Source organism: Streptomyces sp. NPDC027663 (genome assembly GCF_055566415.1).
The window spans coordinates 110,014-136,525 of sequence record NZ_JBVHSK010000012.1 but is presented as its reverse complement, the minus strand read 5'-3'; the positions used below and the strand labels follow the sequence as shown (position 1 = coordinate 136,525).

Below are 26,512 nucleotides of genomic sequence, written 5' to 3'. Positions count from 1 at the left end.
GCCTCAGTGCACCGGGAAACCGAAGGAGTACCCCTGCTGCTTCAGCCACGGCAGCAGGGTGCGCAGCGCGGCCACCGTCTGGGAGCGGTCACCGCCCGCGTCGTGGAAGAGGATCGTCGGGCCGTTGGTCACCTCGCCCTTGACGGTGGAGACGATGGCCTGGGTGCCCGGCCGCTGGAAGTCCTTTGAGTCCACGTTCCAGCCCAGCGGCCGCATCCCGTGCGACGCCGCCAGTTTCCGGCTGTACGGGGTGAAGGCGCCGCCCGGGGCCCGGTAGTACATCGGCCGTACGCCGCCGGACGCCTTGGTGATCTGCCGCTCGGCGTCCACGATCTGCTGCGACTGATAGGCCTGGGACTTCCTGTCCATCGTGGTGTCGTGCGCCACCGTGTGGTTGCACAGCCGGTGCCCGGCCGCCACCACCTGCCGGACCAGATCCGGGTGCGCCTCAGCCTGCGTGCCGACCATGCAGAAGGTCGCCTTCACGCCGTTGTCCCGCAGCACTTGGAGCACCTGCGGGGTCCAGGCCGGGTCCGGGCCGTCGTCGATGGTGATGTTGACCGCGTGTGCGCCCCCGTCGGAGGCGTGGACGATGGCCGCGGACACGGGCTTCGCCTTCGGCGCGGCCGGCCGCGCCGAGACACCCGGGGCCGCAGACGCGTCGCCGGACTGGCCGGCCTGCGCGGTCCACACCGAGGTGGCGGCGGCCACCGCCGTGACTCCGAGTGCCGCCGCGACCACCCGGCCGTACCATCCCCGCCCGCCATGCCGCGCCATGTCCGTCCCGCCCCCTGGTGTGTCGACTGGTTCCGTGCACCTGGCAGGACGGGCGGGCGCGGCCGGAGGATCCCTCTGTTACAGATCGCGGACAATTCCGGGGCGCCCCCGCAACACCGGCTGCCCGCAGGGGGCCGGAAATCACCCGTCGTCTCGTCCGGCCTGTTGCTGCACGGGCGCACCAGCGCTTCCAATAGGCCTCCCGGCGGCGGCCCGCTGCCGGTAACGGGCTTATCTGCGTGGGGGGTTGGGGACACAGTGCGCCATGCCGGAACGCGCTCGGAGTGCGCGGCACAAGCATCGAGAAGACAGCGGAACGCCTTATCCAGTGCGGTGGCGCTCCTGGGCGCCGCCGCACTCGTCGTCTCGGCGGCTCCCGCCGACGCCGCACCGTCGGCACCCGGGACCACCGCGGTGGGGGAGGACACGAAGACCCCCGCCCTGGTGGACGGCCTCAGGGAACCGGCACCGGCGGCTCGCACCGCCGCGGGCGCCGCACGCGCCTACCTCGCCGCACGCGAGGACCGCTACCGGATCGCCGATCCGGGCCGCGACCTGAGACCCGCCGGCACGCTCACGTCCGGCGGCAGGGAGACCGTGCGGCTGCAGCAGACACATCATGGGATCCCGGTCCTGGGCGGCCAGTACATCGTCCGCATGGAGCGGAAGGACGGCCGTCGGATCGTCACCGGCACCTCCGGCCACTACTTCACCGGACTGCGGGCCGCCACGGCCGCCGAGGTCGACGACGCGCTGGCCGTCGAGCGCGCGGTCGACGCCGTCCGACAGGACCTTGCCGCGCGCGCGTTCAGCGCAGGCCCGGACGAGGAGGACACGGGCTCGCCCCTCACCGGTACCTCCCACGGCCTGGTCGTCGTGCCCGACGGAACCGGTGTCCTCACCCGGCACGTCACCGTCCGCGGCACCGACCCGGCGCACGGCGAACCGGTGCTGCGCGAGGTGTACATCGACGCCCGGGCCGGCTACCCGGTCCTGCAGTACAGCGGGGTCCGCACCTTCGGCGCACCCGGCACGACCGCCGCCCCGGGCACCACCGCCGGCGAGAGCCGTGCGGCCGCCCGGATCAGTGCGGCGCACACCCAGGGCAGCGCCGCCGCCCAGGACCGTGCGGCGCGTGCCCGGGGCAGCGCGGCCGCCCGGAGCGGCGCGGCGCCCGCCGGCGAACCCGCGCCCGGCACCCCCGGCTCCGGTGTCCGCCTGGACGGCACCACCGTCCCGCTGGGCATCACCCACGACGACAGCCGCGACGCCTACGTGCTGCGCGACCGCACCCGCATCCAGAGCGCCCCGGACAACGCCCTGGCCACCTGGGACGCGCGCGGCCGATGGGTGAGCGACCTGTCCGGCACCTGGCCCGACGGCCTGCAGGAATTCGCTTCGCCCAGCCCGCAGTTCGGCACCGAGGCCACCGAGTCCGGCGCCGTCGACGCCCACTGGGCCGCCGCACAGGTCTACGACTACTACCGCACCAAGTTCGGCCGGGACAGCCTCGACGGGCACGGCATGACCGTCAACTCCCTGGTCGGAGCGACCAACTACGGGCTGCCCTACGTCAACGCCTTCTGGGACGGCCAGAAGATGGTATACGGCTCCGGTGACGCCGAGTACCGGCCCCTGTCGGCCGCGCTTGACGTCGTGGGTCACGAGATGACCCACGGTGTCATCGAGCACTCCGCCGCTCTGGTCTACGCGGGCCAGTCCGGCGCCATGAACGAGGCCCTCGCCGACTACTTCGGCAACGCCATCGAGTCGGACGCCCGCCACCTCTCCATGGACGACCCGGACTCCGGCCTCCTCGGCGAGACACTGTGCCGTACCAAGGACCCGCGCGCCTGCGCCATCCGCGACCTGAACGACGGCCGCACCACCGCCGGTTCCTTCCTCGGCGTCGGATTCGGCACCGACAACGGCGGCGTGCACCTCAACTCCAGCATCTTCGCCGGCGCGCTGTGGGACATCCGCGAGGAACTCGGTCCCGACGTCGCCGACGCGCTCGTCTACAGGGCGCTCACCGAGTACCTCACCCCGCTCGACGGCTTCACCCAGGGCCGCAACGCGGTCGTCGCCGCGGCCAAGCAGCTCAAGATCGGCGGGAAGAAGGTCGCCGCGGTCCAGAAGGCCTTCACCGCGCACGGCATCGTCCCCCTGTGGGAGAAGGCCCTCGGTATCGACTCCGACGTGCTGCTCTCCCGCGTCAACACCTACGACACCCACCTCGGCGCCGGCGGCGGGTGGTGGGTCGCCTCGAACTCCGACGAGTCCGGCTCCGAGCCGTACTCGGTCTGGGCCGGCCGCACCGACGGCAAGGGGCAGCTGAAACTGATGAGCCCCAACGACGGCCGCTATCACGTCAATCCGGCCACGGACGGCAAGACGGTGGTGTGGCAGGCGCACGGGCCCTCCGGTGTGGACATCCTGGCCCGCCCCCTCGCCGGCGGACCGGTGCGCACCCTGTGGCACGGCCGCAGTGTCGGCACGGCCCTGGGCGTGGACGGTGACGTCGTGGCCTTCGCCTACAACAACTACGGCGGCCGGGCCGGCGTGGCCTATCTGAGCCTGAAGGACCCGTCGAACGTCGTCTCCATCGGCGGCGGCACCTACCACCGGGCCACCTTTCCGTCCGTGAGCCACGGCAGGATCGTCTACCAGGACCGGCAGCGCGTCCGCGCGGTGTACGAGTCCACCACCCGGCTGATCGACGTGGCCACCGGCGAGGAGCGGGTGATCCAGCAGGCCGCACCGCAGACCAGCCTCGGCCCGACGGCCCTCACCGGCGACCACGTCTACTGGCTGCTCGACACGGTCGGCCAGAACGGCGCCACCGCCCTGCGCCGTGCCGCGCTCGACGGCACCGGCATCACCGATCTCAGCCCGGAGAGCGGGCCCGACGCCCTGGACGTCTCGGACGTGACGGCCTCCGCGGACGCGGTGACGGTGGTCGCCCGGACACCGTCGTCCGAGCTGACCAACGCGGCACTCGCCAAGCTCTGGCAGTTCACCCCGGACCACCAGGGCGGCGGCATCCGGCGCGGCCGGGTCTCCTGCAACCGGGGCGAGCAGCTCTCCGCCGCCGCGGCCGGCGGCTCCCGTGTCATCTGGCTGGACGCCACCACCGGCGTCAGCGACGTGGTGACCCGGGCCCGCCCCACCGGCAAGTGCGCCTGACCGTGGTCACCAGCGGCTCGCCGGAGTCCCCTCCGGCGAGCCGCACCGCTGCTGCACCGGGTACGGCTGCACCGGGAACTGCGGCACTCGGGGAATGCACTGGGGAATGCGCTGGGGAATGCTGCACCACGTGATGGAGATCGCGCTGTTGCGCGATCTCCATTTGGGGGGCGACGACCGTGACCGGGCCGGGCGACAGCTCGGCGCGGCCGCTTTCCGTCGAGCCGAGTCGTCGGCGCGACGGGGCCGTTCACCAATAGTGGCGTCGGCCGGCGACCGCGTGACCCATGGAACCCAGGATCCAGAGGATGGCCCCGACCACCAGAAGGATGATCCCGATCGTCCACAGGATCGATATGCCCGTGACGAAGCCGATGATGAGCAGGATGACGCCGAGGGCGATCATGGTTGCCTCCAGCTGCTAGTACTTCCGTTGTACGAGTGCCCCCGATCCGGGCGTCCGTGCACCGGAGGCGGGAAAACCTTTCGCGTGCAGCCCAGGGGCAGCCGTCCGGGACACCCCTGGGGAGACACCCAAGGCGACACGCAGGGTCACGCCAGGGAAACTGAGGGTTTCTCGTGGAAGCAGGGAAGAAATCAAGATTGCCTGCCGCGGTGGCCTTGCTTCGCCGGGCCCTGGGTGCTTCGGCATGCACCTCCCGCCGCTGGGTACACGCGGCCCGTGAACAGGTCCCCCCAGGTCCCCGAGGCGCGGTACGAACCGGTCGGCGAGCGGATCAACGGGCGCACCGCCTTCGGCTATGTTGGTGCGGAGGACAGGGGCTCGCTCCCCGCCGAGGAAAACCTACGAGGGCCGAAAGGGGACTCCGTGAGCCGCGCCGCAGAAGCGAACGTACACCTGGACCGGGACGTGTTCATGCGAGGCCTCGTCCGCGAACTGGCGACATCGCTGGAGACCGTCATCGGACTGGAGGAGGCTTCGGGATACATCAGCCTGGTCGGTCAGTCGGTCGGCTCGCAGATCAACGAGGCCTACACGCAGGCACTCGGGCTGCCCCGCCTGAACCGGGACCAGGTCGCCGACGTGCTGGTCGACCTCAAGCAGCGCATCAAGGGCGACTTCTACCTCATCTCGCAGGACGACGAGCAGATAGTCCTGGGCAGCCGCAGCTGCCCGTTCGCCGAGAAGGTTCAGGGCCGCGAGTCGATGTGCATGATGACGTCGAACGTCTTCGGCACCATCGCCGCCCAGAACCTCGGCTACGCCCGGGTGGAGCTGCAGGAGACGATCGCCCGCGGGAGCTCCGGCTGCCGCGTCGTCGTCCATCTCGACCCCGGCGCGGAAATGGACGAGGAGCTGGGCCGCGAGTACTACGGCGACGTCCAGCTGCCCGGTGAACAGGCCGCCGGCTCGACTCCCGCGGATCTGTGAGGTGAGCCTGGCTCTGTTCCGGGCCGTCACCGGACTTCTGCCCCACGCGGTCGTCGTCTGCAGTGCGTCGGGACGCATCCTGGCCGCCAACAGCGCCAGCCGCAGGGCCGTCGACTGCCTGACTCCCGGAGCCGAGCTGGCCGCGCTGGTCCAGGACCCGGACGGGCTGCGCCGGCAGCTCGGCCGCTGGATGGGCAGCGGCTCCCCGCTGCCCGGCGTGATCACCGTCTGCGGCAGCGACGGAAGACCCGTACGCCTGCGTTGCCACGGCGCGCGCGCCCGCTGGTGGGAAGGACCCGAGCCGGCCGTGCAGCTGCAGCTGTCCCGGCTCGACGCGGGCGACCGGTTCGTCGCCCTGAGCCAGCGCGTGGAACTGATGCACCAGCAGACCGCCTACCGCCGGGCCATCGCCGAACAGCGCGCCGAACTGCTGCGCCGGGAGACCGAAGCCCGCGCCCGGATGCAGCGGCTCTACCGGCTCACGGCCGCCCTCGCCGCCAGCGCCGACCTGACGGACGTGTGCGAGGCCGTCCACAAGTGCGCCCCGCAGGCCCTGGACGCGCAGAGCGTGCTCCTGGAACTGCACGTGCAGCGCATCGTGCCCTCGCTCGGCCCCACCGACAGCCCCCTGGCCCCCTCCGCCGCCTGGGTCGACCTGGACGGGACCCGCGGGGCGGCCGGACCCGTCGCGTCCGCCGACGCGGCGCGCCGGGTCGCACTGCAGGCGGAAGGCGTGACGCTGGGCAACCTGGTGATCCGGTACGCGCCGGACACGGCCCCCGACGAGGAGCACATCGTCGCCATCGCCCAGCAGATCGCCCAGGCCGTCCGCCGGGCCGGCCTGTTCGAGCACGAGCACCGCCTCGCCGAACGCCTGCAGCGCAGCCTGCTGCCCACCCTGCCCCGCGTCGGCTATCTGGACATCGCCAGCGGCTACGCCCCCGGTACGCAGTTGGTCGACGTCGGCGGCGACTGGTACGACGTGCACCTCCTGGACGAGCACACGGTCGGCCTCACCATCGGGGACGTCGCCGGGCACGGCATCGCCGAGGCAACCGCCATGGCCCAGATCACCACGGTGCTGCGCACCATCGCCCGGCGCAGCGGCACCCGCCCCGGCACGGTCCTGGCCGAGCTGAACGACTTCCTCGGCACCTACCACCAAGGCCTGATGGCCACCGCCTGCTACGCCGCCTACGACCGCCGCACCCGTGTCCTGCGGTACGCCCGCGCCGGCCACCCGCCGCCCCTGCTGATCGACGCCGACGGCACCGCCCGCTACCTGGAGGGGGCTCTCGCCCCGCCGCTCGGTCCGGTGCGCTGCGTCGACTACCCCCAGCGCGAGATCGAGGTGCCCGGCGACGCCACACTCGTCTGCTACACGGACGGCCTGATCGAACGTCGTGGCGAGAGCCTCGACGTCGGTCTGGAGCGCCTCCTGCGGTCCGCGCGCTCCACCGCCGGCCTCGACGTCCGCGACGTCTGCGCGCTGCTCCTCCAGCAGCCGGACACGGAACTCCCTGACGACCGGGCCCTTCTGACCGTCCGTTTTCCCGCCGGAGGCTGACACCTGGCGCCCGGTGGGTCTACGCCGCCGCCGGCAGGGGCTGGATGGACGACACGGTCCGTCAAGTACCTCGCGACAGGCCGCCTGCCGTCGGAGGACGTCACCTGCCCCAGGCCCGCCGCGTGATGGACGGAGCGGCGGCTCACAGGCCGCCCCGTCCGTCACGCGGCGTTCCGCTCCGCGCGTCGTTGCTGGATGCGGAACTTGAAGAAGTAGTAGATGGCGGTGCCGACGTATTCGACGGCAAGTACAGCGGCCAGAATGGCAGGGGCTTTGATCAGCACGTCCTGCCACGCCCATTTCTCATCGGCGAAGTGGTTGATCGCTTCGCCGATGCCGAAGGGGACGAGGATGCACGTGGCAACGGCGAGGAACACGGATTGCAACGTGATACCCATGGCCTTCTTGGGATTCTTCCTGACGCGTCGCCACCACCACGTGCGTGCCGGCCATGCGATCAGCCGTGACACCCCGAACAGTTGGTTCAGCGACGACACCCACTGCCGCGCGGCACGGCGGAATTTCACCCGCCGGCCGAAGCTTCGCCAGAACATGACCTTCCCGGCCTGAGCATGGGCGCTTCGCTCGGGGGCGCCCTTGCCCGTGAGCATGCTCAGCGCCCCTTCGGTCATCCTGCCGAAGGTGTATCTCCCCTCACGGGTGTCGAGATAGCGTTTGAAGAGCCTCGATTCGTCGGGTTCCGCCAGTTCCCTCAGGTTCTTCTCCATGTCCTGCTTGCTGAAGTTCTCGGCCCGGAGGACCGCTTCGTGCATCTCCGTCTCGGTGCGCTTCCGCTCCTGTTGATCGGGGATGAACAGGCGCAGCAGGTGGTGCGAGGCGTCCAGCCGTCCCCAGGCGAAGTCGGATGTCCGCCACTCGGGTCTGACGAATGCGCCGAAGTGATTGAGTCGGATGCCGTAGAGTTTGCGGTCGCCGAGCGGGGCGAACTTGTCGTGCGGGAAGAGCGGACTGAACTCGTCCGGACCCAGCCGGAGAAACTCGAACTGCGGAGTGTATTCGGCCAGTTGCTCGGACGAGGCGCTTGCCCCGGCCACCACTTCTGCGGCGAGGCAGAAGCTCAGTGTCTGCTTGGCCCGCTGTGCGTTCTTCTCCTGTGCGCGCCGGTCCGTCGGATCGACGCCGTAGACCGCCTTGTTGTACTCCTCGATGGCCCGTCGTACCTGTTCCCGCAGGACCTCGGCCACTCCGAGCGTTCTGTAGACCCTGTTCACCATCTCGGCGGGGCCTTGCTCGGGGTCGAGACGGCGGGTCGGGTCACCGCCGGCTTGGGACGCATTGCGGATCTGGCTGAAGACGGCCTCCTGGACGGCACGGACGATCCGGACGCAGGAACTCAGCTCACCCAGGCTGTGGGTCAGCGCCGCCGGAGCCCGGCTGGTGCAGTCGGCCTCCTCGCGCGGCCCGGCGATGCCGTCTCTGAGTCGCTGTTCGATGTCGCTGACCAGGGTCCAGATCAGGCGCTCGGCAACACTGCCACCCCACGTCCATGCAGCATCCGGGGAGGCATGCAAGGCGTCGCTCCCGTCGGGGACCCACCGAAGCTTCGGGCCGGTTCTCAGAACTGCCTCGACGTCCTCGAGCCGGATGCGCGCCAGGGACCGTACCCCGCGTCCTTCCTCTCGCAACTGCCGTACCTTCCAGAGCACGCCTCTGACGCGGCTCTTGCGGTAGTGGACGAAGAGTGAGGAGGCGAGTTCGACCAGGTCGCATTCCTTTCCTTCCGTGGCCGGCTCGGCTTCGGCGCAGGTCTGCGCCGTTCGGTGGAGCAACCGGCGCATGCGGCGCCGGGCCCTGGCTCTCTCCTTCCTCTCCGCGGCGTCGATCAGGCAGCGGAAGAACTCCAGGTGGCGGTCGAACGACTCCCGGTTCATCCGGTCCTGCAACTCCGCCGCTCCGCTGCGGAAATCGGCCTCCCGTGGATAGCTGACGGCCGTACCGAGTACCGACGGCCACTCGGCCGCCTTGCACGGTGGCCGGTGTTGCTCGTGCGGGTCGATGATTCCGCTGGAGGGCACGATGTAGACCACGACCCGCCGGACGGGGCCGTCCACCTGCCGGTCGCTGATCGCCGCCAGAACGGGCCCGAAGGGGGCGTTGTTCAGTACCCCTCCATCGACGATCCAGCTCGCTCTGTCCCTGCCCTGGCTGGGGATCTCCGGGGCGGGCCGCACGCGCTGCAGGAGCAGCGGCGATTCGTCCACGGGCGCGAAGGCGACAGGAAAGCCGGCCGAGGCGCGCGCGGCCAGGCGCAGTCGGTCCAGGACCGTGTTGTCGAGGAAGTCCCTGCGGCCGTCGGCCTGAGGTTTCCACGCGTCGCCCTCCGCACCGGCCTTGCGGAAGACCACCGCGTGGGGATCGTGCTGGAACCTGTAGAGCCGACGATGGTCGGCGACCTGGAACCGGCCTCCGAAGCTGTCCTGCACGTACTCCGGCAGGCCGTCGAGGGCGGTCGCCGTGACGAAGAGGGTGACCGGTTCCGCCTCACGCTCACTGCCGCACATGGAGTCGAGGATCCTGCCGACCTCGTCCTGGAAGTACCGGCCGTCGAGGAGGCTGTTGTAGGGCGGGTTCTTCAGCAAGCGGTCCCTCGTGAGCGCGGCAGCCGTCTGCCAGGTGGCGCGCAGATCGGGCAGATCCGTTCCTCTGCCGATGGCGGCGGCGAGGAAGGAGCCGTTCAGTCCGCCCGCGGACGTGCCCGACACGACATCCACCACCACCCGCGTGCGGGCTTCGCGGATGACGCGTTGCCACAGCTCGAAGCCGGCCCGGTCCTCCGGCTTCACACGCTCCGGCACTCCGGTCTGCAGGCTGCGTGACGCCCGCCGCAACAGATCCAGTTCATGAGTGACACCACCCATCCAGACGGCGAGGCTCACGCCGCCGTTGAGGACGAGGGCAAGACGGGTCTCCTCGACGACATCCATATACGTAGAGTAATCATGCGTTACGATACGCAACTGATACGGATGCCCCGCCCGAGATGGCGCCACCCGACCGGGGGCATGGCGGCACCATCGCTCGCAGAGAGGGCGCCCCGGGATCGCTCAAGGGGAGGGCGTCCCGGTGATCACTCGAGGGGAGGGCGTCCGGTGATCGCTCACGGGGGAGGGCGCCCGGTGCGGGAAGCCCGGCTCTTCGCGGGTCAGCGTGCGCGTCCGCGCGGCTTCAGCGGCACGTGCGGCAGTTCCGGTGCCGGCAGGCGATCCCCGTCGTAGCCCCTCACCTCGCCGAACCGGGACCCCTGCATCCAGTCCTCGCGGGCCTGTACGACCTCTTCGTGCGTCCGGCAGATGAAGTTCCACCACATGATGATCTCCTCACCGAACGGCGGTCCCCCGAGCAGGACGAGGCGGGCCGGACCGGTGGATTCGTTGACGAGCGTGACGGTGTCGCGGCCGACGCTGAGATATCCCAGCTCGGCCGGCTGCAGCGTGGTTCCGGCGGCGCTGATCTCACCCTGGTCGACGAGGACGCCGTGCTCGAAACCAGGGTCGGCGGACAGTGTGACCGTGGCGTGCGGCTCCAGGGTGATCTCGGCGCCGAGCAGCGGGGTGAAGGTGCGCACGGGGGAGACCGCTCCGGCGAGGGAGCCGAGGAACACGCGCAGTACGGCGCCGTCGAGGTGCACCGGTTCCGGTACGTGGTGCTGGAAGTCCCGCGCCGTGTGCTGGTGTTCCCGGGGGAGCGCGACCCACAGCTGGACGCCGTGCAGCACCGTGGTCCCGGGTGTGGAGACCTCGGAGTGGCTGATGCCGTGCCCGCCGGTCATGAGGTTCAGCTCGCCGGGCCGCACGAAGGCGTGGCTGCCGAGGCTGTCGCGGTGCTCGATCTCGCCGCTGAACAGCCAGCTCACGGTCTGCAGCCCGGTGTGCGGGTGCGGGGCGACGTCCATGCCGCCGGTGCGCGAGACGTCGTCGGGGCCGTAGTGGTCGGCGAAGCACCAGGCGCCGATGAGGCTGCGGGCCCGTTGGGGCAGGGTGCGCCGCACCGTCATCGCACGGGGCCCGCCCAGGGGCACATCGCGGGGCGTGAGCACCTCCGCCGGCGCCGAGGCGTCCGCGGGGGCCGCCTCGGGGGAGGAGCCGCAACGTGTCTCGGCGGGCTTCACTTCGGTGTTGCTCACCAGGCCCACCTCCCATCCGTAATAGTTTTAGGTTCAACCAATTTGAGCATAGCTCCGACGCCGGGACCGCGCACGCGTCGTCCGCGAGGAACCGGCCGGGCACCCCGAGGAGTCCAGGTTGGCCAGTCCCGTCCCGGCCGGCGCCGACCGGCGGATCTTTTCGATCAGGAGCAGGCATCCGGTGCGGGCCGAGCAGTGAAGCGGCGCCGACGGCCCGGCAGCCGTGACGCCGGCACGCTTGGATGCCGCGGCCAGGGACGCACACGCGGGGGAAGCCGCGCAGCAGGCCGGCCAGGCCGGCCAGGCCGGGCAGGGCGGTCAGGCCGGGACCGGGCAGGGTCGCCGTCCCACTCCGTCCGCCCTATGGCGACAGGCGCCGCTGCCCCGCCTCCCCGGTGCGCCCGGCCCGCTCCGCCGCGGTCGGCAGCACGGTGATGCGCTGCACCGCCCGGCTGAGGACCACCACCCCCACCACGATCAGCACGGCACCGCCCACCTCCGGCACGAGCCACCAGCCCGTGCGGACCCGTTCGTCGAACAGGGTGATGCCCAGCGTCAGGCTCACCACGGCGTCGCCGATGGTCAATGCGGGCTGCGCCGCGGCCAGCGGGCCGGCCTGGAGTGCGTTCTCCAGCAGGATCACGGCAGCTGTCCCGGCGAGTGCGAAGCCGTACGTCTGCCAGGACCGCAGGAAGGCCGTGAAGCCGTGGTCGGCGAAGGTGCCGGTGGCCGACTTCAGCAGAGCGGCGGTCAGGGCGTTGCCCGTCGCTGAGGCCGCCGCCAGCAGCGCGGCGCGCCGGGTCGGCGAGTGCCCATGGCCGGCCAGCAGCACTGCGGCCGCCATCGCGCCGAGGCAGAGGCACAGGGCCGGGATCCAGCGGACGAGGGGCGCCTGGGCGCTGGCGCCGTGCGGGGCGGCGGCGATCAGCAGGACGGCGAGGCCCGCCACACAGCCGCCGACACCCCACCAGCCCCAGGGCGGCATTCGCCGGTGCATCAGCGGGCCGGCGACGAGCAGGGCGAACGGCAGTTCGAGAATGAAGAGCGGCTGGACCAGCGCGAGCGGGCCGTTGACCAGGGCCAGGCTCTGGAACAGTGCCGCGCACACCACTCCGGCCATGCCGATCAGCCAGAACGGCTGGCGCGCCAGCTCCGCGACCAGCCGGAGGCCGCGGCGGTGGGAGACGGACGCCGCCTTGCGCTGGAAGGCGGTGCCCACGGCGTTGCTCGCCGCTCCCGCCACGGCGAACGCCGCGGCCAGTTCGATCACGACCGTTCTCCTGCCTGCGGGGACATCTGCCGACGGAGCCTCGGGGCACTCCTCAGCCTACGGAAGGACACGCGGAACCGCGGTCCGGGCAGGGGGCCGGGCCCGGCCGGTACGCCGGGTCGGCCGGCCCGGCGACCAGCGCGAACGCGAGCAGGGTGATCCGCCACCGGCTCGACTCCCGGGGGCCTGACCGGCGTGCGGCGCGAGCAATGGACCGGGCGGTCAGTCTCGGGTCAGGTGCTGTCCGTGCCGCCCGTGCGCAGCGCCGGCCGGCTGCCCGCGGTGGCGTCGGCGAGGTGGTCGTTGAGGTGGATGCCGAGCAGCTTCATGTCGGCGCTGCTCTTGCCGGCGGGCCGTTGCGTACGGGGGCGGTTCATGGCGAGCCCTCTTGGCGCGTGCCGTGACGTCGAGGGTGCGGTGATCCCGGCGCACCGGCGCCGGCCGGCCGGCCGCGGACAGGCCGGACGGGGTGGGAGATGCCCAGGCGGACCTTGGGCAGGCCGTCCGAGAAGTGCACGAGCGGTTCGGTTCCGGGCGGGGGCAGCCCCGCCGCCCGGGTCAGGGTCTCCTCGGCACGTTCCAGGCGCGCCTCGCGCAGCGGCCACGGCGCGTGCTCGACGGGTGTCTCCCAGATCATGCCGAGCTGCCGGGTGAAGGCCCGCCACCGCGACGTCAGCCACACGTCCCGGCGATCGGGGCGGATGGGCTCGCCGGTCCGGACGGTCACGTGGTACCGGGGCCCGGCGCCCCGCCGGGCGCCGGCGTAGGCCAGGACCCCGCCGTCCCGCGACACCTCCAGACGGCCGAGGTGGTACGGCACCCCGACCGTGCGGGCCGCCAGCATCACCGCACAGGACACCTCGACGGACAGGAACCACAGCCCGTCCCGGCCGTCCCGGTCGCGGACGTAGGTCCGCAGGTTGGTCTCCCGGAAGGCGGGCAGGGCGGCAGGGGAGCCCGGCGGGTGCACACCGGTCATGACGAACGGGGTGAGGCTGACCCACGCCGCTCCGTCGAAGGTGTCGACGACCAGGCCGTCCGGCAGCAGGCGCTGGACCTGGTCGGGGGAGTAGGCCCAGTGCACGAAGGTCTGGGTGAGCCAGCCGGCACGCAGCGCGGGCACGTGCACGCGCTGCTCCGGTCCGTACGAGACCACGGGCACCGACTCCCCTGGAGGCCCGCGCCGAAACCCGTGGGCCCGCCGCCTTCGCAGGGCCGGGTCAGGTGGCGCGGGTGCCGCCGCCGCGGCGGATGCGCCCGAGCAGGTCCCGGTGGTAGGCCGCGAGTTGCCCGGCGGGCACCGGGGCGGGGCTTCCGGTGAGCGTGTACCAGGTGTCGCTGCCGGAGTGCTGGACGGCCACGCGCACGCTGTGCCCGTCGGACCGCAGGATCGTCGCGACGGTGAGATCGCCGGTGATGACGCCGACCTCGTCGGTCATCGCGCCGCCCGGGCCCGCGGTGACCCGGTCGACGTAACTGCTGACGCTGGGAGGGTTCTTCATGGGCGCAGGTTTCCACCGACCCGGGCGCCCGGCGCCGCACCGCGCAGGCGCCGCTCCCGCGTGTCCCCACGTTGGCCGTGTGCGGCGGCCAGGGACAGCGAGGCCGACGGTCGAGTACAGGGGCCGGACTCCGGTGAACTCCGCACCGAGGGGCGGCCCGGCACGTAGACAGGCCGCGTCCGGTGCCGTGCCGGGGCGTCCGCCGGTGCTCGTCCTGGCCTGACGCCGGCCGCATACCGCCGGCAGGTCCGGTCAGCCGCGGGCCGGCTCCTGGTAGGGCACCCGGGCCAGCTCCTGGACCTCGCCGATCGTGCCCCACTCGTTGCCGCCCAGGCGGGACAGGGGGCGCAGCAGGCCGATGTCGGGCCGGCCGGACACCAGCACGTCCTCACGGACCGCGGCGTGCACGACCCGGCCGAACACCACCGTCGAGTTGCCCAGCCGCAGCGTCGAGTGCAGCGTGCACTCCAGGGCGACCGGGGACGCGGCCACGCGCGGCGGCCGCACCCGCAGCGAGGGCTCCCGCTCGATGCCCACGGCGTCGAACTCGCCCTCGTCGCGGGGAAAGTCGGTCGCCGTCGCGTTGACCTCGGCGAAGAGCGGCTCGGGCGTGAAGTTGACGACGAACTCGCCCGTCGCCTCCACGTTGCGCAGGGAGTCCTTGCGGCCCACCGAGGTGAACTGCACGATGGGCGGCTCGGTGCTGGCCACCGTGAAGAACGAGTGCGGAGCCAGATTCGCCGTCGCGCCGTCCGGCGTCAGGGTGGAGACCCAGGCGATCGGCCGGGGTACGACGACGTCCGTGAGCAGACGGTAGAACGATCCGGGGCCCATGGCTTCCGGTGAGTAGTCGACACGCATGGCAGCACGCTAAGCGGTGGGGTGCACGCCGTGTGCACCCCACCCCCCTCATAAGGCGCGATGACCGGTTGCCGGCGGTACCCGGCCGGACCCGGCTCAGGCCGCGATGCGCTCCGCGAGTCGCTGCGCCTGCTCGGCCGCGTCCTCGAAGGCGCGGTCACGGGAGGCCTCGTACAGCGGGACCAGCTCGGCCATCGCCGGGTTCTGCGGCGCCATGGTCAGCTCCGGGACGATGAAGGACGTCTCCATGCCGAGGGCGTCGGCGAGCACGGCCGTGAGGTAGTTCTGCACGTACTCGTACGGCTCGCGCGGGGTGCCCGGCGCGTAGGAGCCGCCGCGGCTGGCTACGACGGTCACCGGGGTGCCCTTCGCGGACTGGCTCTCGCCCGCCGTCCGGCCGAAGAGGATCACGTTGTCCAGCCAGGCCTTGAGCGTCGACGGGATCGAGTAGTTGTACATCGGGGCGCCGATCAGCACCGCGTCGGCCTGCTCCAGCTCCTCGATCAGCCGCACGCGCTCGGCGAAGGCCGCCACCTGCCCCGGCGTGTGGGCGGCCGGGTCCAGGAAGCCCGCGAGGTGCGCGTCGGCGGTGATGTGCGGGACGGGCTGCGCCGCCAGGTCGCGGTAGACGACGGTGCCCTGCGGGTGCAGCTCCTCCCAGTGCTTGCGGAACGCCGCCGTCACGGCACGGGAGGACGAGGCCTCGGTCGGGAGCACGGAGGAGTCGATGTGCAGCAGGGTGGCCATTGGGATCTCTCCAGGAAGGGGAAAGGGAGCCGCCACACCACGGCGTGACGGCTGATGTTTCGTACTGTACTACTTCTATCATAGGTACTTACTTTTTCTCACCTGCATACGGACCGGTACCCTGAGACCATGGCGGCGGAGCAGATTCACGACAGCGCGGCATGCAAGCGGGTGGACGACGGCATCACCCGTGTCTTCCAGCTGCTCGGAAAGCGCTGGAGCGGCCCGATCGTGGCCGTCCTGGTGGAACAGCCCGCCTACTTCGCCGACCTCCGGCGGGCCGTCCCGGGTATCAGCGAGCGCATGCTGTCCGACCGGCTCGCCGAACTCGGTGCGGCCGGCCTCGTCCTGCGCCAGGTGGACGAGGGCCCGCCGCTGCGCGTCTCCTACCGGCTGACCGAGGCCGGCGCGGCGCTGGAGCCCGCGCTGCGGGAACTGGCTGAGTGGGCGAAGGGTCACCTGCCGCAGGGAACCGCCTGCACCGAGACGACGCTGTAGCGACAGCCCTGAGCGCCTGCCCGGCGACGGCCCGGGCGCCCTGGACGCCTCCCCGGCCGCCCGTGTCCCGGTCCCCCGGATGGCGCACGGCACGGGCGTCGTACACGGTGGTGGTGTACGGCCCGCATCCGGAGGACCCGCTCGTGCACATCGTCACGGCCACCGTCGCCGCCCTGGCCCTCGCCGCCATGGCCGTACCGACCGCGACCGTCGCGCCACCGCGCTCGCCGGCCATCGACGGAGTATGGCGGACAGACGGCTACGGCACCGTGCTCCTCCTCGGCCGGGGAACCCTGCGGGAGTACCAGGTCACCTCCGTCAGCTGCCTCGAAGGCGAGTCCGCACGGCAGACCAGCTTCGGCGCCTACACCACCCCCGACGGCACCGTCCTCACCGTACGGAGCGGCCGCGACCGCGACCACGCCCGGCTCACCACGGCCGGTTCGGTCGGACACCGGCAGCTCACCCGGATCCGCGCCCTGCCCGCCGACTGCACCCGTCCGGCCCCCGAGGACCCCCGGTCCGGCTTCGACGCGCTCTGGCAGACCTTCGAGGAGAACTACCCCTTCTTCGCGCAGAAGGGCGTCGACTGGCACGCCGTCCGCGACCGCTACCGGTCACAGGTGCGCCCGAACACCACCGGACCCGAACTCTTCGGCATCTTCAGCCGCATGTTGCGACCCCTGTACGACATCCATGTCACGGTCGAGGACGACGACCGCGACTTCTTCGAGCCACGGCCCGGAACCGAGCTGCCGAGCGAGGAACTGGAAGCGAAGGTGAAGGAGTTCGTCGAAACCCGCGACCTGCGGCACGCAACCGGCCGGCAGGACTTCGCCGAGGGGCTGATCACCTATGCCGACCTGCCCGGCGACCTCGGCTACCTGCGGATCTCCGCCTTCGAGTTCTACGCGGGCGACGACGCGCCCTACGCCGCGAACCGGAGGGAACTCGACCGGACGCTCGACACCGTCCTCACCGCGGACCGGGTCCGGCGCCTGAAAGGGCTCGTCATCGACCTGCGCGTGAACGACGGCGGCTCCGACGCCCTCGGCATCCGGACGGCGGCACGGCTGACCGACACCCCCTACACCGCCTACGCCAAACGCGCCCGCAACGACCCGGACGACCCCGGCCGGTACACCCGGCCCCAGCCCGTACGCGTCGTCCCGGCCGACGCCCCGCGGTTCACCGGCCCGGTCGCGGTCCTCACCGGCGGATCGACGGTCAGCGCCGGCGAGACCTTCGCCCAGGCCCTGTTCGACCGTCCCGGCCGCACCGTACGCGTCGGGCAGCCCACCCAGGGCGTCTTCTCGGACCCGTTGACGCGGAGCCTGCCCGGCGGCATGTCCTTCACCCTGCCGAACGAGGAGTACCTGACCCGGACCGGCCGCACCTTCGACGGCACGGGCATCCCGCCGCACATCTTCGTACCGGTCTTCACCGAGGAGGAGTTCGCGAACAACCGCGACTCGGCGTTCGACCGCGCGGTCGCGTTTCTGCGCGCACCCGGCTGATCCCGGTCAGTCGACCGGCCAGGTGTGCACCGGGGCGTTGAGGTGCATGTAGTCCATGTACAGCCGGGTCACCCGGCGCAGCGCCTCGTGACGGCTCGCCCGCGTGGTGGACAGGACGCGGTGGAACATCTCCTTCTGCCACACGGCTCCGTTGCGGGCCGTCACACAGCGCTGCTCGATGATGCCCAGCAGTGGCTCCCGCCAGGCCGCGTCCATGCCGGAGCGCTCCAGGCCGCGGTGGGCCAGCGGCAGCAGCCGCCGCAACACCAGCTCGGGCACCGGCACCTCGCCCATCCCGGGCCAGTACAGCAGCGCCTCGATACCGTTCCGGGCGGCTGCGTGCAGGTTGTCCTCGGCCGCGGAGAACGACATCCGCGACCACACCGGCCGGTCCTCCTCCACCAAGGCCCGGGTGAGCCCGTAGTAGAAGGCGCCGTTGGCCAGGGTGTCGGCGACGGTCGGGCCGGCCGGCAGCACCCGGTTCTCCACCCGGATGTGCGGCAGGTCGTTGGCGACGGCATAGACGGGCCGGTTCCAGCGGTAGATCGTGCCGTTGTGCAGGGTTAGTTCGGACAGTTCGGGGGTGTCACCGCTGTCCAGCGTCTCCCCCGGATCCTGCTCGTCGCACAGCGGCAGAAGGGCCGGGAAGTAGCGCAGGTTCTCCTCGAACAGGTCGAAGACGCTGTTGATCCACCGCTCCCCGAACCACACCCGGGGCCGCACCCCCTGCACCTTGATCTCCTCCGGGCGGGTGTCGGTGGCCTGCTCGAAGAGCGGGATCCGGGTCTCGTGCCACAGCTCCTTGCCGAACAGGAACGGGGAGTTCGCCGCCAGCGCCACCTGCACGCCGGAGATCGCCTGCGCCGCGTTCCAGTAGGGGGCGAACTCCTCGGGAGAGACCTGCAGATGGAACTGCGTACTCGTGCACGCGGCCTCCGGGGTGATCGTGTCCGCGTAGGTCCGCAGCCGGTCGACCCCGTCGATCTCGATGCGCAGGTCCTCGCCGCGGGCGGCGAACACCTGGTCGTTGAGCAGCCGGTAACGGGGGTTCTCCGAGAGGGAGTCCTCGCCGATGTCCCCCTGCCGCAGCGTGGGCAGGATCCCCACGATGACCAGGCGGGTGCCGACCGACCCGGCGCGCTCGTCGGCGTGGTTCAGCGCGGCCCGGATCTCCGACTCCCAGTCGTCCGGACCGCCCGCCGTCAGCCGACGGGGCGGCACGTTGATCTCCAGGTTGAAGCGGCCCAGCTCGGTGGACCAGGCCGGATCGGAGATCGCCTCCAGCACATCGGTGTTGCGCATCGCCGGCTCGGCGTCGCCGTCCACCAGGTTCAGCTCGATCTCCAGCCCGACCTGCGGCCGCTCCGACTCGAACCGTGACTCGCGCAGCATCTGCGCCAAGGCGTCGAGACACTCGTGCATCTTGATCCGGTACCGGCGGCGGTCCTCGCGGGTGAAGACGAGCGCCGGGACGTCACGCCCCATCGGCCCTCCTGGGTCCCCTCGTCGGACACCTCTCCCCCAGAGTCGCACCACCCTGCGACCCGCACCACGGCTACGAGACCCCGGCCCGCCCCACCCCGCCACCGGTATCCCGGCTCGTCGTGGCGGCCTCCTCCCTGCGCCGCGGGTAGTCCCGCCTCGCCGCACGCGCCCCTCCTGCGCCGTCGGTAGCCCCGGCTGCAGGCCACGGAAAGCCCCGGCGGGCCGACGATCGCCCGTGGGCCGGACCGGTGCCCCAGCAGCGCCGCCTCACCCGGCCGGACCGGTACCGAGCGGCGCCGCCTCACCCGGCCGGGCCGGTACCGAGCGGCGTCGCCTCACCCGGCCGGACCGTTCCGGATGGCCTGCGCATGCCCGGCGGCGGAGGGTCTGAACGAGATCGGTTGTGTCCGGCGCGTCCGTCGAGGCCGTGCCCACGGACCGGCACGCCGCCATGGTCCCGACCGGCGGTGGGCCGACCGGCAGGGTCGGGGAACGGTCAATCCATGCGCTCGGGCCGTTCCCCGCCCCGCCGGCCACGCCTGGCGCACGACGCCCGTTCGCCTTCTTCGCGTTGCCCTGCCCTCCGGGCCTTCTTCGCGTTGCCCTGCCCTCCGGGCCTTCTTCGCGTTGCCCTCCACGCCGGGCCTTCCTCGCGTCGCCCTCCCCGTGTCGCCTTTCTTCGGCGCTCTTCTTCTGATCCCCCTTGCCCCCGAAAACCGATCGGTTTACGGTGGAGGAAACCGATCGGTTTACTCACGGAGATGAACATGACTTCGATCAAGGGCTCTGTCGCACTGGTCACCGGCGGCAGCCGGGGTCTGGGCAAGGCGCTGGTGGAGGAGCTGTACGCGCGCGGCGCCGCCAAGGTGTACGCCACCGCCCGCGACGCCCGCACGATCACGCATCCCGACGCCGTGCCCCTCGCCCTGGAGGTCACCGACCCCGCATCCGTCGCGGCCGCGGCGGCCCAGGCGCAGGACGTCAACGTCGTGATCAACAACGCCGGTGTCCTGCTCGGCGCGAGGTCCTTCCTCGATGCCCCGGTCGACGACGTGCGTCGGGAGTTCGAGACCAACTTCTACGGCCCGCTGCTGGTCACCCGCGCGTTCGTGCCGGTCATCGAGCGCAACGGCGGCGGACACCTCCTCAACGTCCACTCCGTGCTCTCCTGGTTGGGCGTCGGCGGCTCGTACAGCGCCACCAAGGCGGCCCTGTGGTCCCAGACCAACACCCTGCGTCTGGAACTGAGTCCGCGGGGCATCGGGGTCACCGGACTGCACGTCGGCTACATCGACACCGACATGGCCTCGGACGTCGACGCGCCGAAGTCCGCCCCGAACGACGTCGCCGTCCAGGCGCTCGACGGCATCGAGGCCGGGGCCTACGAGGTCCTCGCGGACGACGTCAGCCGACGGATCAAGGCGGCACTCTCCGGCGATCTGGCGGCCATGTACCCGCAGCTGGCGGCCTAGCAGGACGAGGGGAGCGGGAGCCGGCGGCGCGTGCCGCCTTGCGCCTCTGCCGGCGGCTCAACCGCCGGCTCGCCGAGGCCGGAGCCGGTCCCCGCAGGGCGGGGGCGGCGTGCCGGTCTGCGACCCGCACCGCAGCCTCAATACCCGGTGAGACGGGCTGCGCTGACTACCCGGCGCCGAGAAAACGGTGTGGTGCCAGGAAAACGGTGTGCGCCGCACAGGGCGCCCGCGTTACCGTGACGGCATGTCTACGCCCCGAATTTCCTAGCTGAGGACCCGCTTCCACGCCAGAAGTGTGTCCTCTTGCTTTTTCGGAGCGTTACCCCATGATCACCGTTCGTGATGCCGAGCTGCGCGCCGGCGCCCGTCTTCTGCTGTCCGGCGTCTCCTTCACCGTCTCGCCCGGGGACCGGATCGGCCTCGTCGGCCGCAACGGCGCCGGCAAGACCACCCTCATGACGGCCCTCGCCGGACGGTCCAGGCCCGCCGCCGGTGCCGTCACGCACACCGGGCCGGTCGGCTTCCTCGCGCAGGACTCCCGCGCCACCGACCCCGCCGTCACCGTCACCGACCGCATCCTGTCCGCCCGCGGACTCGACCGCGCACTGCGCGCCCTGCGTACGGCCGAGACCGCGATGGCCGACGCCGCCGACGCCACGGCGCTGGAGCGGGCGATGCGCGCCTACGCGCGTGCCGAGGCCGCCTTCGAGGCCGGCGGCGGATACGCCGCGGAAGCCGAGGCGGCCCGGGTCGCGGCCGGACTCGGCCTGCCCGGACGGGTACTGGGCGAGCCGGTCGGCACTCTGTCCGGCGGGCAGAAGCGCCGGGTCGAACTCGCCCGTATCCTGTTCGCCGGAACCGACCGGACCCTGCTGCTGGACGAGCCGACCAACCACCTCGACGCCGACTCCCTGGCCTGGCTGCGCACCTTCCTCCAGGCCCACCAGGGCGGCCTGGTGGTCATCAGCCACGACACCGGCCTGCTCGCCGACGTCGTCAACCGCGTCTTCCACCTGGACGCCACCCGGACGACGATCGACATCCACAACACCGGCTGGACGACGTACCTCGGCCGGCGCGACGAGGAGGAGCGGCGGCGCACCCGGGAACGGGCGAGCGCCGAGCGCAAGGCCGCCGCCCTGCATGCGCAGGCGGACCGGGTGAAGGCCCGCTCCGCCACCGCCACCATGGCCAGGAGCATGGCCCGGCGCGCCGACCGGATGCTGGCCGAGTTGGAGCCGGCCCGGCGCACCGAGAAGACCGCACGGATCCGGCTGCCCGAGCCCGCCCCCTGCGGCCGGACCCCGCTCGGCGCCGTCAGCCTCGCCAAGTCCTACGGCGCTCACCGCGTCCTGCACGGCGTGGACCTGGCCGTGGACCGGGGCAGCAGGCTGGTCGTGCTCGGTCTCAACGGCGCCGGGAAGACCACACTGCTGCGCATCCTCGCCGGTGCCGAACAGCCGGACGGCGGCCGGGTGGTGCACGGGCACGGCCTGCGTCTGGGCTACTTCGCGCAGGAGCACGACACGCTCGACACCGGGCGCACGGTCCTGGAGAACCTCGCCCTGGCCGCACCGCACCTGAGTCCGGGGGAGATGCGGCACGTCCTGGGCGCCTTCCTGTTCACCGGCGACGACGCCGACAAGCCGGCCGGCGTGCTGTCCGGCGGGGAGAAGACCCGGCTGGCGCTGGCCGGCCTGGTCCACTCCGGGGCGAACGTGCTGCTGCTGGACGAGCCGACCAACAACCTCGACCCGGCCAGCCGGGGCGAGGTGCTGGCCGCGGTCGGCTCGTACCCGGGAGCGATCGCGATGGTCACGCACGACGAGGGAGCCATCGACGCCCTGCGCCCGGACCGCGTCCTGCTCCTGCCGGATGCCGAAGAGGACCTGTGGAGCGAGGACTACCGCGACCTGGTCGGCCTCGCCTGACACCGGTCCGCCCTCGCCCCGGGCGCCGCTGCGCCGGTCAGAAGTGGGTGCCGCCGTCGACGCGGATCTCGGTGCCGGTGACGAACTTCCCGTCCTCGGAGCCGAGCATCGCGACCACGGACGCCACGGTCTCCGGCCCGGCGAAGCCCTGGCCGACCGCTGGGGAGAGCTTCGCGAACAGCGTCATGTCGGCATCGTCGGGCAGTCCCGGCCCGGTGCTCTGCCGGCTGGCGCCGCTGCCGTCGGTCATACCGCTGGAGATGGAACCGGGCTGTACGGCGGTGAACCGGATGCCCTGCCGGGCGTACTCGGCGGCGAGGGCGTGCGTCATCGACTGGATGCCGCCCTTGCTCGCCGCGTACGCCGCCATGTACGGGTGCGCGAACGCGGCGGACGTGGAGCTGAAGTTGACGACTGCCGCGTCACGGCCCGCCAGCAGGGCCGGTATCGCCTCGCGGATCACCAGGAAGGTGCCGACGAGGTTGACCTGCAGGATGCGCGTGAACTCCGCGAGGCTCGTCAGGTGGGTGTGCGAGGAGCGCAGGATCCCGGCCGCGTTGACCAGCACGTCCAGACCACCGAGCGAGGCGGTCGCCGCGGCCACCCCGGCGCGTACCGAGGACTCGTCGGCGATGTCCATGACGACCGTGGTCAGGCGGTCTCCGTACGCGCCGGCCTTCCGCACGGTGTCCTGCAGACCTCGCTCGCTCACGTCGGCGGCCACGACGGCGCCGCCCTCTGCGAGGACGCGCAGCACGGTGGCCTGGCCGATGCCCGAGCCGCCCCCGGTGATCAGCACGCGACGGTCTTCGTAGCGGTTCATGTGTTCTCCTGCCCGCCCCGGCCAGGGAGGGCGGCGGGGCCTGTGCGACGCCGGTTCTCTCACCGGCCGGCGTCCGATGGCGTCACGTTACGTCTCAATGGCACATTTTGTCATTACGGCAATACATGCCACTCAATGCCGTAGCGCCGTACTCTTTTTCAGGTGAGCACCAAGCCGCCCTCCTCCCTGACCGAGCGCCGCAAGGCCGCCACCCAGCTCGAGATCGCCCATGCGGCGGCCGATCTGTTCGCCGCGCAGGGGCCGGACGCGACGACGGCCGAGGAGATCGCCCGGCACGCGGGCGTGGCGCTGCGGACCTTCTACCGTTACTTCCGCTCGAAACAGGACGCGGTGAGCCCGCTGCTGGCAGCCGGCGCCGACCGCTGGCGGGCGCTTCTGGAGGCCACGCAGCCGGGAACCGGGCTGTTCCCGGCACTGGAGTCGGCGGTGGAGCAGTCCCTGGCGGCGCCGGACGAGGAGGCCGGCCGGGCCCTGCTGCGCACCCGTGGGCTGCTGCGGGCGGCCGCCGGCGATCCCGCGCTGCGCGCGGTCTGGTACCGCGTGAACCAGGAGTCCGAGGAGCGGCTCGTCCCGGTCGTCGCCCGGCTCGCGGACGGGAGCCTGGAAGCCCTCCAGGTACGCCTGGTCGCGGCGGCGGCCACGGACGCGATCCGCATCGCACTGGAGACCTGGGCCGACACGGAGGCCGACGTCACGGGCGACTCCTCCCCGGCCGCACTCGCACGCCGGTGCCTGCGTCAACTCCTGGGCGGCATGGATGCGTTGATGCCGACCGGAAGCGGCAAGCCCTAAAGGGTGTTGCAGAAGGCCTGGTTGCATGCATTTTGCCTGTATGGGTGGGGTGTTGAGGGCCGAGCCGGTGTGGGTGGAGACGCTCACCGGGTTGCGCATGGGGCGGTTCGAGAAGCTGCTGCGCGTGGTGCGCGAACGGGACGGAAACGGCCGCGGTGGCGTCCGGCCGTGGTGTCTTCCGCTGGCCGAGCGGGTGCTGCTGGTGGCCGTGTACTACCCCACGAACCTCACCATGCGGCAGCTCGCACCGCTCTTGGGTTGCTCACCTGCCACCGTCTGCCGGGTCATCCAGCGCCTGCGACCGCTGCTCGGGCTGGAGCCGGCGCCCAGCCCGGTGCCGGGCGCCGACCGGTCATGGATCGCGGACGGCGCCTACCTGGGCACCGGCCTGATCGTCCCGCACCGCAGACGAGCCGGACGGCCCCTCCTGCGCGGTCAGGAGGAAGACAACGCTGAACACCGGCGCGTCCGTGCCTGCGTCGAGCACACCTTCGCCCGGATGAAGAACTGGCCGAGCAGCGCGTCCGGTGTCGTTCGCGGCCTGCCTCGGCCGAGTCGTGGGACCCGGATGCCGCACGGTGATCCGCAAGCTCACGTGGCGTGCGCTCGGCGTCATCCCCACCAAGTCCAGGGCCTCCGACCCGTCCAGGGCCATGAGGTACTCCACCTGTTCGGTGTCGACGGCCTCGAAGTAGGGGTCCATCACCCGGTGCAGGCGCTGTTCCTTGGCCGGTTCGACGGTGACCATCGCAGGCACCCGCTCGCGTAGCTCGGCCAGGTGCAACCCGCTGACGCGGACCACAATCAGCCGGCCAGCTGGACGGAGTACTCGATGGAACTCAGCTGGATTACGTGGCGAGACACGGCCTGGTCTCCGACAGCGGTCGTGAGCGTGCGCGATCGGCTCACACGCGCCCGCAGCACCGAGCTGAGGGGCGTCGCCGCCGTGCCGGTACCGGCGACCGCCGACCGGTCCCGGGCCGGATGTCAGTGCCTCCCTCTACGGTGAGGATCAGTTGAGGATCTGCCGGAACGGCTGCAGGTCCGTCCTGGGGAGGGGTGTGCCATGTCCACGGCGTCCGCGGTGTCGACGACGTATCTGGAGCTGTCACAGGAGGGCGGCGGCGCCCACAAGTTCTACGAAGTGACCGTCGACGGCCTGGTGGTGACGGTGCGGTACGGCCGGATCGGCGCCGCCGGACAGACCCAGACCTCGACGTTTCCGACCGTGCAGAAGGCACAGGCCGCCGCAGCGAAGAAGGTGGGGGAGAAGGTCCGCAAGGGCTACGCCCCTGCCGTCCCCGGACAGCGCGCCCCGCGCGCGGTGACCCGGCGTCAGGTCAGCTCGGCTCCCTCCACGGCGCGGGCCGTTGCCCCCGTGCTCTGGCGGTTCCGTACCGGCTCGGCCGCGTTCGGCATCCATGTCGACGACGACCGCTGCTGGGTGGGGAACCAGGCCGGTGACGTCTACACCCTGGACCACGAGGGTGGCGTCCTGGCCCGGTTCAGCCTTCCGGACGGGGTGAAGTGCCTGGTCGCCGACGACTTCTGGATCTACGCCGGCTGCGACGACGGGAAGGTCTACGACCTCTCCTCCAAACTGCCCTTCGCCGCCTACGACATCGCCGCCGACGTCGACATCTTCTGGCTGGACATCCACGAGGGCATCCTGGACGTCTCGGACCGCGACGGCCGGCTCACGGTCATCGACCACGAGGACGAACACCAGTGGTCCCGCCGCAGCCAGGGCGAGCACGCGTGGATGGTCCGGGCCGACGACCGTGCCGTCTACCACGGCCATCACCAGGGCGTCACCGCCTACGCACCCGACGGCGGCGGCGAGCTGTGGCACACCCGCACCCGGGGCGGCGTGCTGTTCGGCTGGCAGGAGCAGGACGCCGTCTACGCGGGCACCGCGCACCGCGTGGTCCAGCGGCTGTCGAAGGCCACCGGCAGCATCGAGGCGACGTACGCCTGCGACAGCAGCGTGTACTCGTGTGCCACCTCTCCCGGTGGCCGGTTCGTCTTCGCCGGGGACGCGGCGTCGTCCGTCTACTGCTTCGACCAGAACGGCACGCGCCTGTGGAAGCTCGGCACCGGCAGCGGCTCGGCGCTGTCGATGCAGTACCGCGACGAGCGGCTGTACCTGGTCACCACCGACGGATCGCTGGTGTGCGTCGACGCGAGCGAAGCGGCCATCTCCGCGGCCCAGCAGGGCACGGTGCCGGTGGTCCGGGACGTGAAGCTGGCCGCCGCCCTGCCGACCTACGCCCCGGCCACGGCCGTGGCCGCGGTGGCCACGGTCGACCGGGCGCCCACCGGAGCGGTGGTGGTCGAGTGCAGCCAGCAGGGCGGCCGGCTGAGGGTGCACGTGGTCTCCGAGGGCTACGACTCCTCCTGGAACGTCCAGTTCCCGCGCGCGATACGCGAGCCCGGCGCCCGGTACGTCGTGGACGCCCTGCACCCGGCGGCGGGCGGCTTCTACCGGGTCCGGGGCGACATCCGGCGCCTCCTCTGACCCCACCT

The 26,512-nt window shown here is 71.8% G+C and carries 21 protein-coding genes and 2 pseudogenes; 10 read left to right on the top strand and 13 right to left on the bottom strand.

Annotated elements, in window-relative coordinates; translation table 11 throughout:
- Positions 1–3: 3 nt before the first annotated feature.
- Positions 4–777 (bottom strand): polysaccharide deacetylase family protein, encoded by a 774-nt coding sequence (locus tag ACZ4SF_RS27895; RefSeq protein ID WP_468389273.1) that lies wholly within the window; start codon positions 775–777, stop codon positions 4–6.
- A gap of 333 nt (positions 778–1,110) precedes the next feature.
- Between ACZ4SF_RS27895 and ACZ4SF_RS27890 the strand changes: the two genes are divergently transcribed.
- Entirely contained in the window at positions 1,111–3,963 is a 2,853-nt protein-coding gene (locus tag ACZ4SF_RS27890) for a M4 family metallopeptidase (protein WP_468389271.1), read from the top strand.
- 250 nt (positions 3,964–4,213) lie between these two features.
- Here the strand turns inward: ACZ4SF_RS27890 and ACZ4SF_RS27885 are convergent, their stop codons facing one another.
- Positions 4,214–4,369, bottom strand: coding sequence for a DUF6131 family protein (locus ACZ4SF_RS27885; RefSeq protein WP_468389269.1), 156 nt, complete (start codon positions 4,367–4,369; stop codon positions 4,214–4,216).
- Positions 4,370–4,645: 276 nt separating this feature from the next.
- Here ACZ4SF_RS27885 and ACZ4SF_RS27880 point away from each other — a divergent pair, with 276 nt between their 5' ends.
- Both ACZ4SF_RS27880 and ACZ4SF_RS27875 read left to right on the top strand, forming a co-directional pair.
- A complete protein-coding gene (locus ACZ4SF_RS27880) occupies positions 4,646–5,356 on the top strand; it encodes a methanogen output domain 1-containing protein (protein WP_468389267.1) in 711 nt (236 codons plus the stop codon).
- Position 5,357: 1 nt separating this feature from the next.
- On the top strand, positions 5,358–6,923 hold the full coding sequence (locus ACZ4SF_RS27875) for a SpoIIE family protein phosphatase (protein WP_468389265.1): 1,566 nt from the start codon (positions 5,358–5,360) through the stop codon (positions 6,921–6,923).
- A 161-nt stretch (positions 6,924–7,084) separates the two neighbouring features.
- Here ACZ4SF_RS27875 and ACZ4SF_RS27870 read toward each other — a convergent pair whose 3' ends face one another.
- From ACZ4SF_RS27870 to ACZ4SF_RS27835, 8 genes are all read right to left on the bottom strand, one after another.
- Positions 7,085–9,868: a patatin-like protein gene (locus ACZ4SF_RS27870; RefSeq protein ID WP_468389263.1), complete on the bottom strand. Its 2,784-nt coding sequence runs from the start codon at positions 9,866–9,868 to the stop codon at positions 7,085–7,087.
- 218 nt (positions 9,869–10,086) lie between these two features.
- On the bottom strand, positions 10,087–11,067 hold the full coding sequence (locus tag ACZ4SF_RS27865) for a pirin family protein (protein WP_468389261.1): 981 nt from the start codon (positions 11,065–11,067) through the stop codon (positions 10,087–10,089).
- A gap of 361 nt (positions 11,068–11,428) precedes the next feature.
- Entirely contained in the window at positions 11,429–12,337 is a 909-nt protein-coding gene (locus ACZ4SF_RS27860) for a DMT family transporter (RefSeq protein WP_468389259.1), read from the bottom strand.
- A 233-nt stretch (positions 12,338–12,570) separates the two neighbouring features.
- Complete coding sequence (locus ACZ4SF_RS27855; protein WP_468389257.1) at positions 12,571–12,714, bottom strand: hypothetical protein; 144 nt, start codon at positions 12,712–12,714, stop codon at positions 12,571–12,573.
- Positions 12,711–13,493 (bottom strand): YqjF family protein, encoded by a 783-nt coding sequence (locus tag ACZ4SF_RS27850; protein WP_468389256.1) that lies wholly within the window; start codon positions 13,491–13,493, stop codon positions 12,711–12,713. The genes ACZ4SF_RS27855 and ACZ4SF_RS27850 overlap by 4 nt, the downstream gene beginning before the upstream one ends.
- A 64-nt stretch (positions 13,494–13,557) precedes the next feature.
- Complete coding sequence (locus tag ACZ4SF_RS27845; RefSeq protein ID WP_468389254.1) at positions 13,558–13,839, bottom strand: hypothetical protein; 282 nt, start codon at positions 13,837–13,839, stop codon at positions 13,558–13,560.
- 252 nt (positions 13,840–14,091) lie between these two features.
- Entirely contained in the window at positions 14,092–14,700 is a 609-nt protein-coding gene (locus ACZ4SF_RS27840; RefSeq protein ID WP_468389252.1) for a flavin reductase family protein, read from the bottom strand.
- A 96-nt stretch (positions 14,701–14,796) separates the two neighbouring features.
- Positions 14,797–15,447 carry an FMN-dependent NADH-azoreductase gene (locus tag ACZ4SF_RS27835; RefSeq protein ID WP_468389250.1) on the bottom strand — a complete coding sequence of 217 codons (651 nt, stop codon included), beginning with the start codon at positions 15,445–15,447 and terminating at the stop codon, positions 14,797–14,799.
- 129 nt (positions 15,448–15,576) lie between these two features.
- Here ACZ4SF_RS27835 and ACZ4SF_RS27830 point away from each other — a divergent pair, with 129 nt between their 5' ends.
- Together ACZ4SF_RS27830 and ACZ4SF_RS27825 are read left to right on the top strand one after the other, a co-directional pair.
- A complete protein-coding gene (locus ACZ4SF_RS27830) occupies positions 15,577–15,945 on the top strand; it encodes a winged helix-turn-helix transcriptional regulator (protein ID WP_468389248.1) in 369 nt (122 codons plus the stop codon).
- Between the two features lie 143 nt (positions 15,946–16,088).
- Positions 16,089–17,462, top strand: coding sequence for a S41 family peptidase (locus tag ACZ4SF_RS27825; protein ID WP_468389493.1), 1,374 nt, complete (start codon positions 16,089–16,091; stop codon positions 17,460–17,462).
- A 6-nt stretch (positions 17,463–17,468) separates the two neighbouring features.
- Here ACZ4SF_RS27825 and ACZ4SF_RS27820 read toward each other — a convergent pair whose 3' ends face one another.
- A complete protein-coding gene (locus ACZ4SF_RS27820; protein WP_468389246.1) occupies positions 17,469–18,947 on the bottom strand; it encodes a glutamate-cysteine ligase family protein in 1,479 nt (492 codons plus the stop codon).
- Positions 18,948–19,714: 767 nt separating this feature from the next.
- Between ACZ4SF_RS27820 and ACZ4SF_RS27815 the strand changes: the two genes are divergently transcribed.
- Both ACZ4SF_RS27815 and ACZ4SF_RS27810 read left to right on the top strand, forming a co-directional pair.
- Entirely contained in the window at positions 19,715–20,419 is a 705-nt protein-coding gene (locus tag ACZ4SF_RS27815) for an SDR family oxidoreductase (protein WP_468389244.1), read from the top strand.
- 326 nt (positions 20,420–20,745) lie between these two features.
- The gene (locus ACZ4SF_RS27810) at positions 20,746–22,350 is read left to right on the top strand and encodes an ABC-F family ATP-binding cassette domain-containing protein (protein WP_468389242.1); all 1,605 of its coding nucleotides are present in this window, start codon (positions 20,746–20,748) and stop codon (positions 22,348–22,350) included.
- Between the two features lie 37 nt (positions 22,351–22,387).
- Here the strand turns inward: ACZ4SF_RS27810 and ACZ4SF_RS27805 are convergent, their stop codons facing one another.
- Positions 22,388–23,173, bottom strand: a complete 786-nt coding sequence (locus ACZ4SF_RS27805) for an SDR family NAD(P)-dependent oxidoreductase (RefSeq protein ID WP_468389240.1) — start codon at positions 23,171–23,173, stop codon at positions 22,388–22,390.
- Positions 23,174–23,335: 162 nt separating this feature from the next.
- On the opposite strand from ACZ4SF_RS27805, the gene ACZ4SF_RS27800 reads away from it, so the two are divergent.
- Both ACZ4SF_RS27800 and ACZ4SF_RS27795 read left to right on the top strand, forming a co-directional pair.
- Complete coding sequence (locus tag ACZ4SF_RS27800; protein ID WP_468389238.1) at positions 23,336–23,986, top strand: TetR family transcriptional regulator; 651 nt, start codon at positions 23,336–23,338, stop codon at positions 23,984–23,986.
- Between the two features lie 40 nt (positions 23,987–24,026).
- A pseudogene (locus ACZ4SF_RS27795) lies at positions 24,027–24,497 on the top strand (helix-turn-helix domain-containing protein); the annotation flags it as partial.
- A gap of 78 nt (positions 24,498–24,575) precedes the next feature.
- On the opposite strand, the pseudogene ACZ4SF_RS27790 reads toward ACZ4SF_RS27795, so the two are convergent.
- Positions 24,576–24,845, bottom strand: a pseudogene (locus ACZ4SF_RS27790) (methyltransferase type 11); the annotation flags it as partial.
- 207 nt (positions 24,846–25,052) lie between these two features.
- Between ACZ4SF_RS27790 and ACZ4SF_RS27785 the strand changes: the two are divergent.
- Positions 25,053–26,504 (top strand): WGR domain-containing protein, encoded by a 1,452-nt coding sequence (locus ACZ4SF_RS27785; RefSeq protein WP_468389236.1) that lies wholly within the window; start codon positions 25,053–25,055, stop codon positions 26,502–26,504.
- Positions 26,505–26,512 lie beyond the last annotated feature (8 nt).

Coding starts and splice junctions, on each gene's coding strand:
- ACZ4SF_RS27855 (WP_468389257.1), bottom strand. CDS start 12,714: ATGAACCGCCCCCGTACGCAACGGCCCGCCGGCAAGAGCAGCGCCGAC.
- ACZ4SF_RS27895 (WP_468389273.1), bottom strand. CDS start 777: ATGGCGCGGCATGGCGGGCGGGGATGGTACGGCCGGGTGGTCGCGGCG.
- ACZ4SF_RS27835 (WP_468389250.1), bottom strand. CDS start 15,447: ATGGCCACCCTGCTGCACATCGACTCCTCCGTGCTCCCGACCGAGGCC.
- ACZ4SF_RS27830 (WP_468389248.1), top strand. CDS start 15,577: ATGGCGGCGGAGCAGATTCACGACAGCGCGGCATGCAAGCGGGTGGAC.
- ACZ4SF_RS27885 (WP_468389269.1), bottom strand. CDS start 4,369: ATGATCGCCCTCGGCGTCATCCTGCTCATCATCGGCTTCGTCACGGGC.
- ACZ4SF_RS27810 (WP_468389242.1), top strand. CDS start 20,746: ATGATCACCGTTCGTGATGCCGAGCTGCGCGCCGGCGCCCGTCTTCTG.
- ACZ4SF_RS27815 (WP_468389244.1), top strand. CDS start 19,715: ATGACTTCGATCAAGGGCTCTGTCGCACTGGTCACCGGCGGCAGCCGG.
- ACZ4SF_RS27805 (WP_468389240.1), bottom strand. CDS start 23,173: ATGAACCGCTACGAAGACCGTCGCGTGCTGATCACCGGGGGCGGCTCG.
- ACZ4SF_RS27820 (WP_468389246.1), bottom strand. CDS start 18,947: ATGGGGCGTGACGTCCCGGCGCTCGTCTTCACCCGCGAGGACCGCCGC.
- ACZ4SF_RS27785 (WP_468389236.1), top strand. CDS start 25,053: ATGTCCACGGCGTCCGCGGTGTCGACGACGTATCTGGAGCTGTCACAG.
- ACZ4SF_RS27840 (WP_468389252.1), bottom strand. CDS start 14,700: ATGCGTGTCGACTACTCACCGGAAGCCATGGGCCCCGGATCGTTCTAC.
- ACZ4SF_RS27870 (WP_468389263.1), bottom strand. CDS start 9,868: ATGGATGTCGTCGAGGAGACCCGTCTTGCCCTCGTCCTCAACGGCGGC.
- ACZ4SF_RS27845 (WP_468389254.1), bottom strand. CDS start 13,839: ATGAAGAACCCTCCCAGCGTCAGCAGTTACGTCGACCGGGTCACCGCG.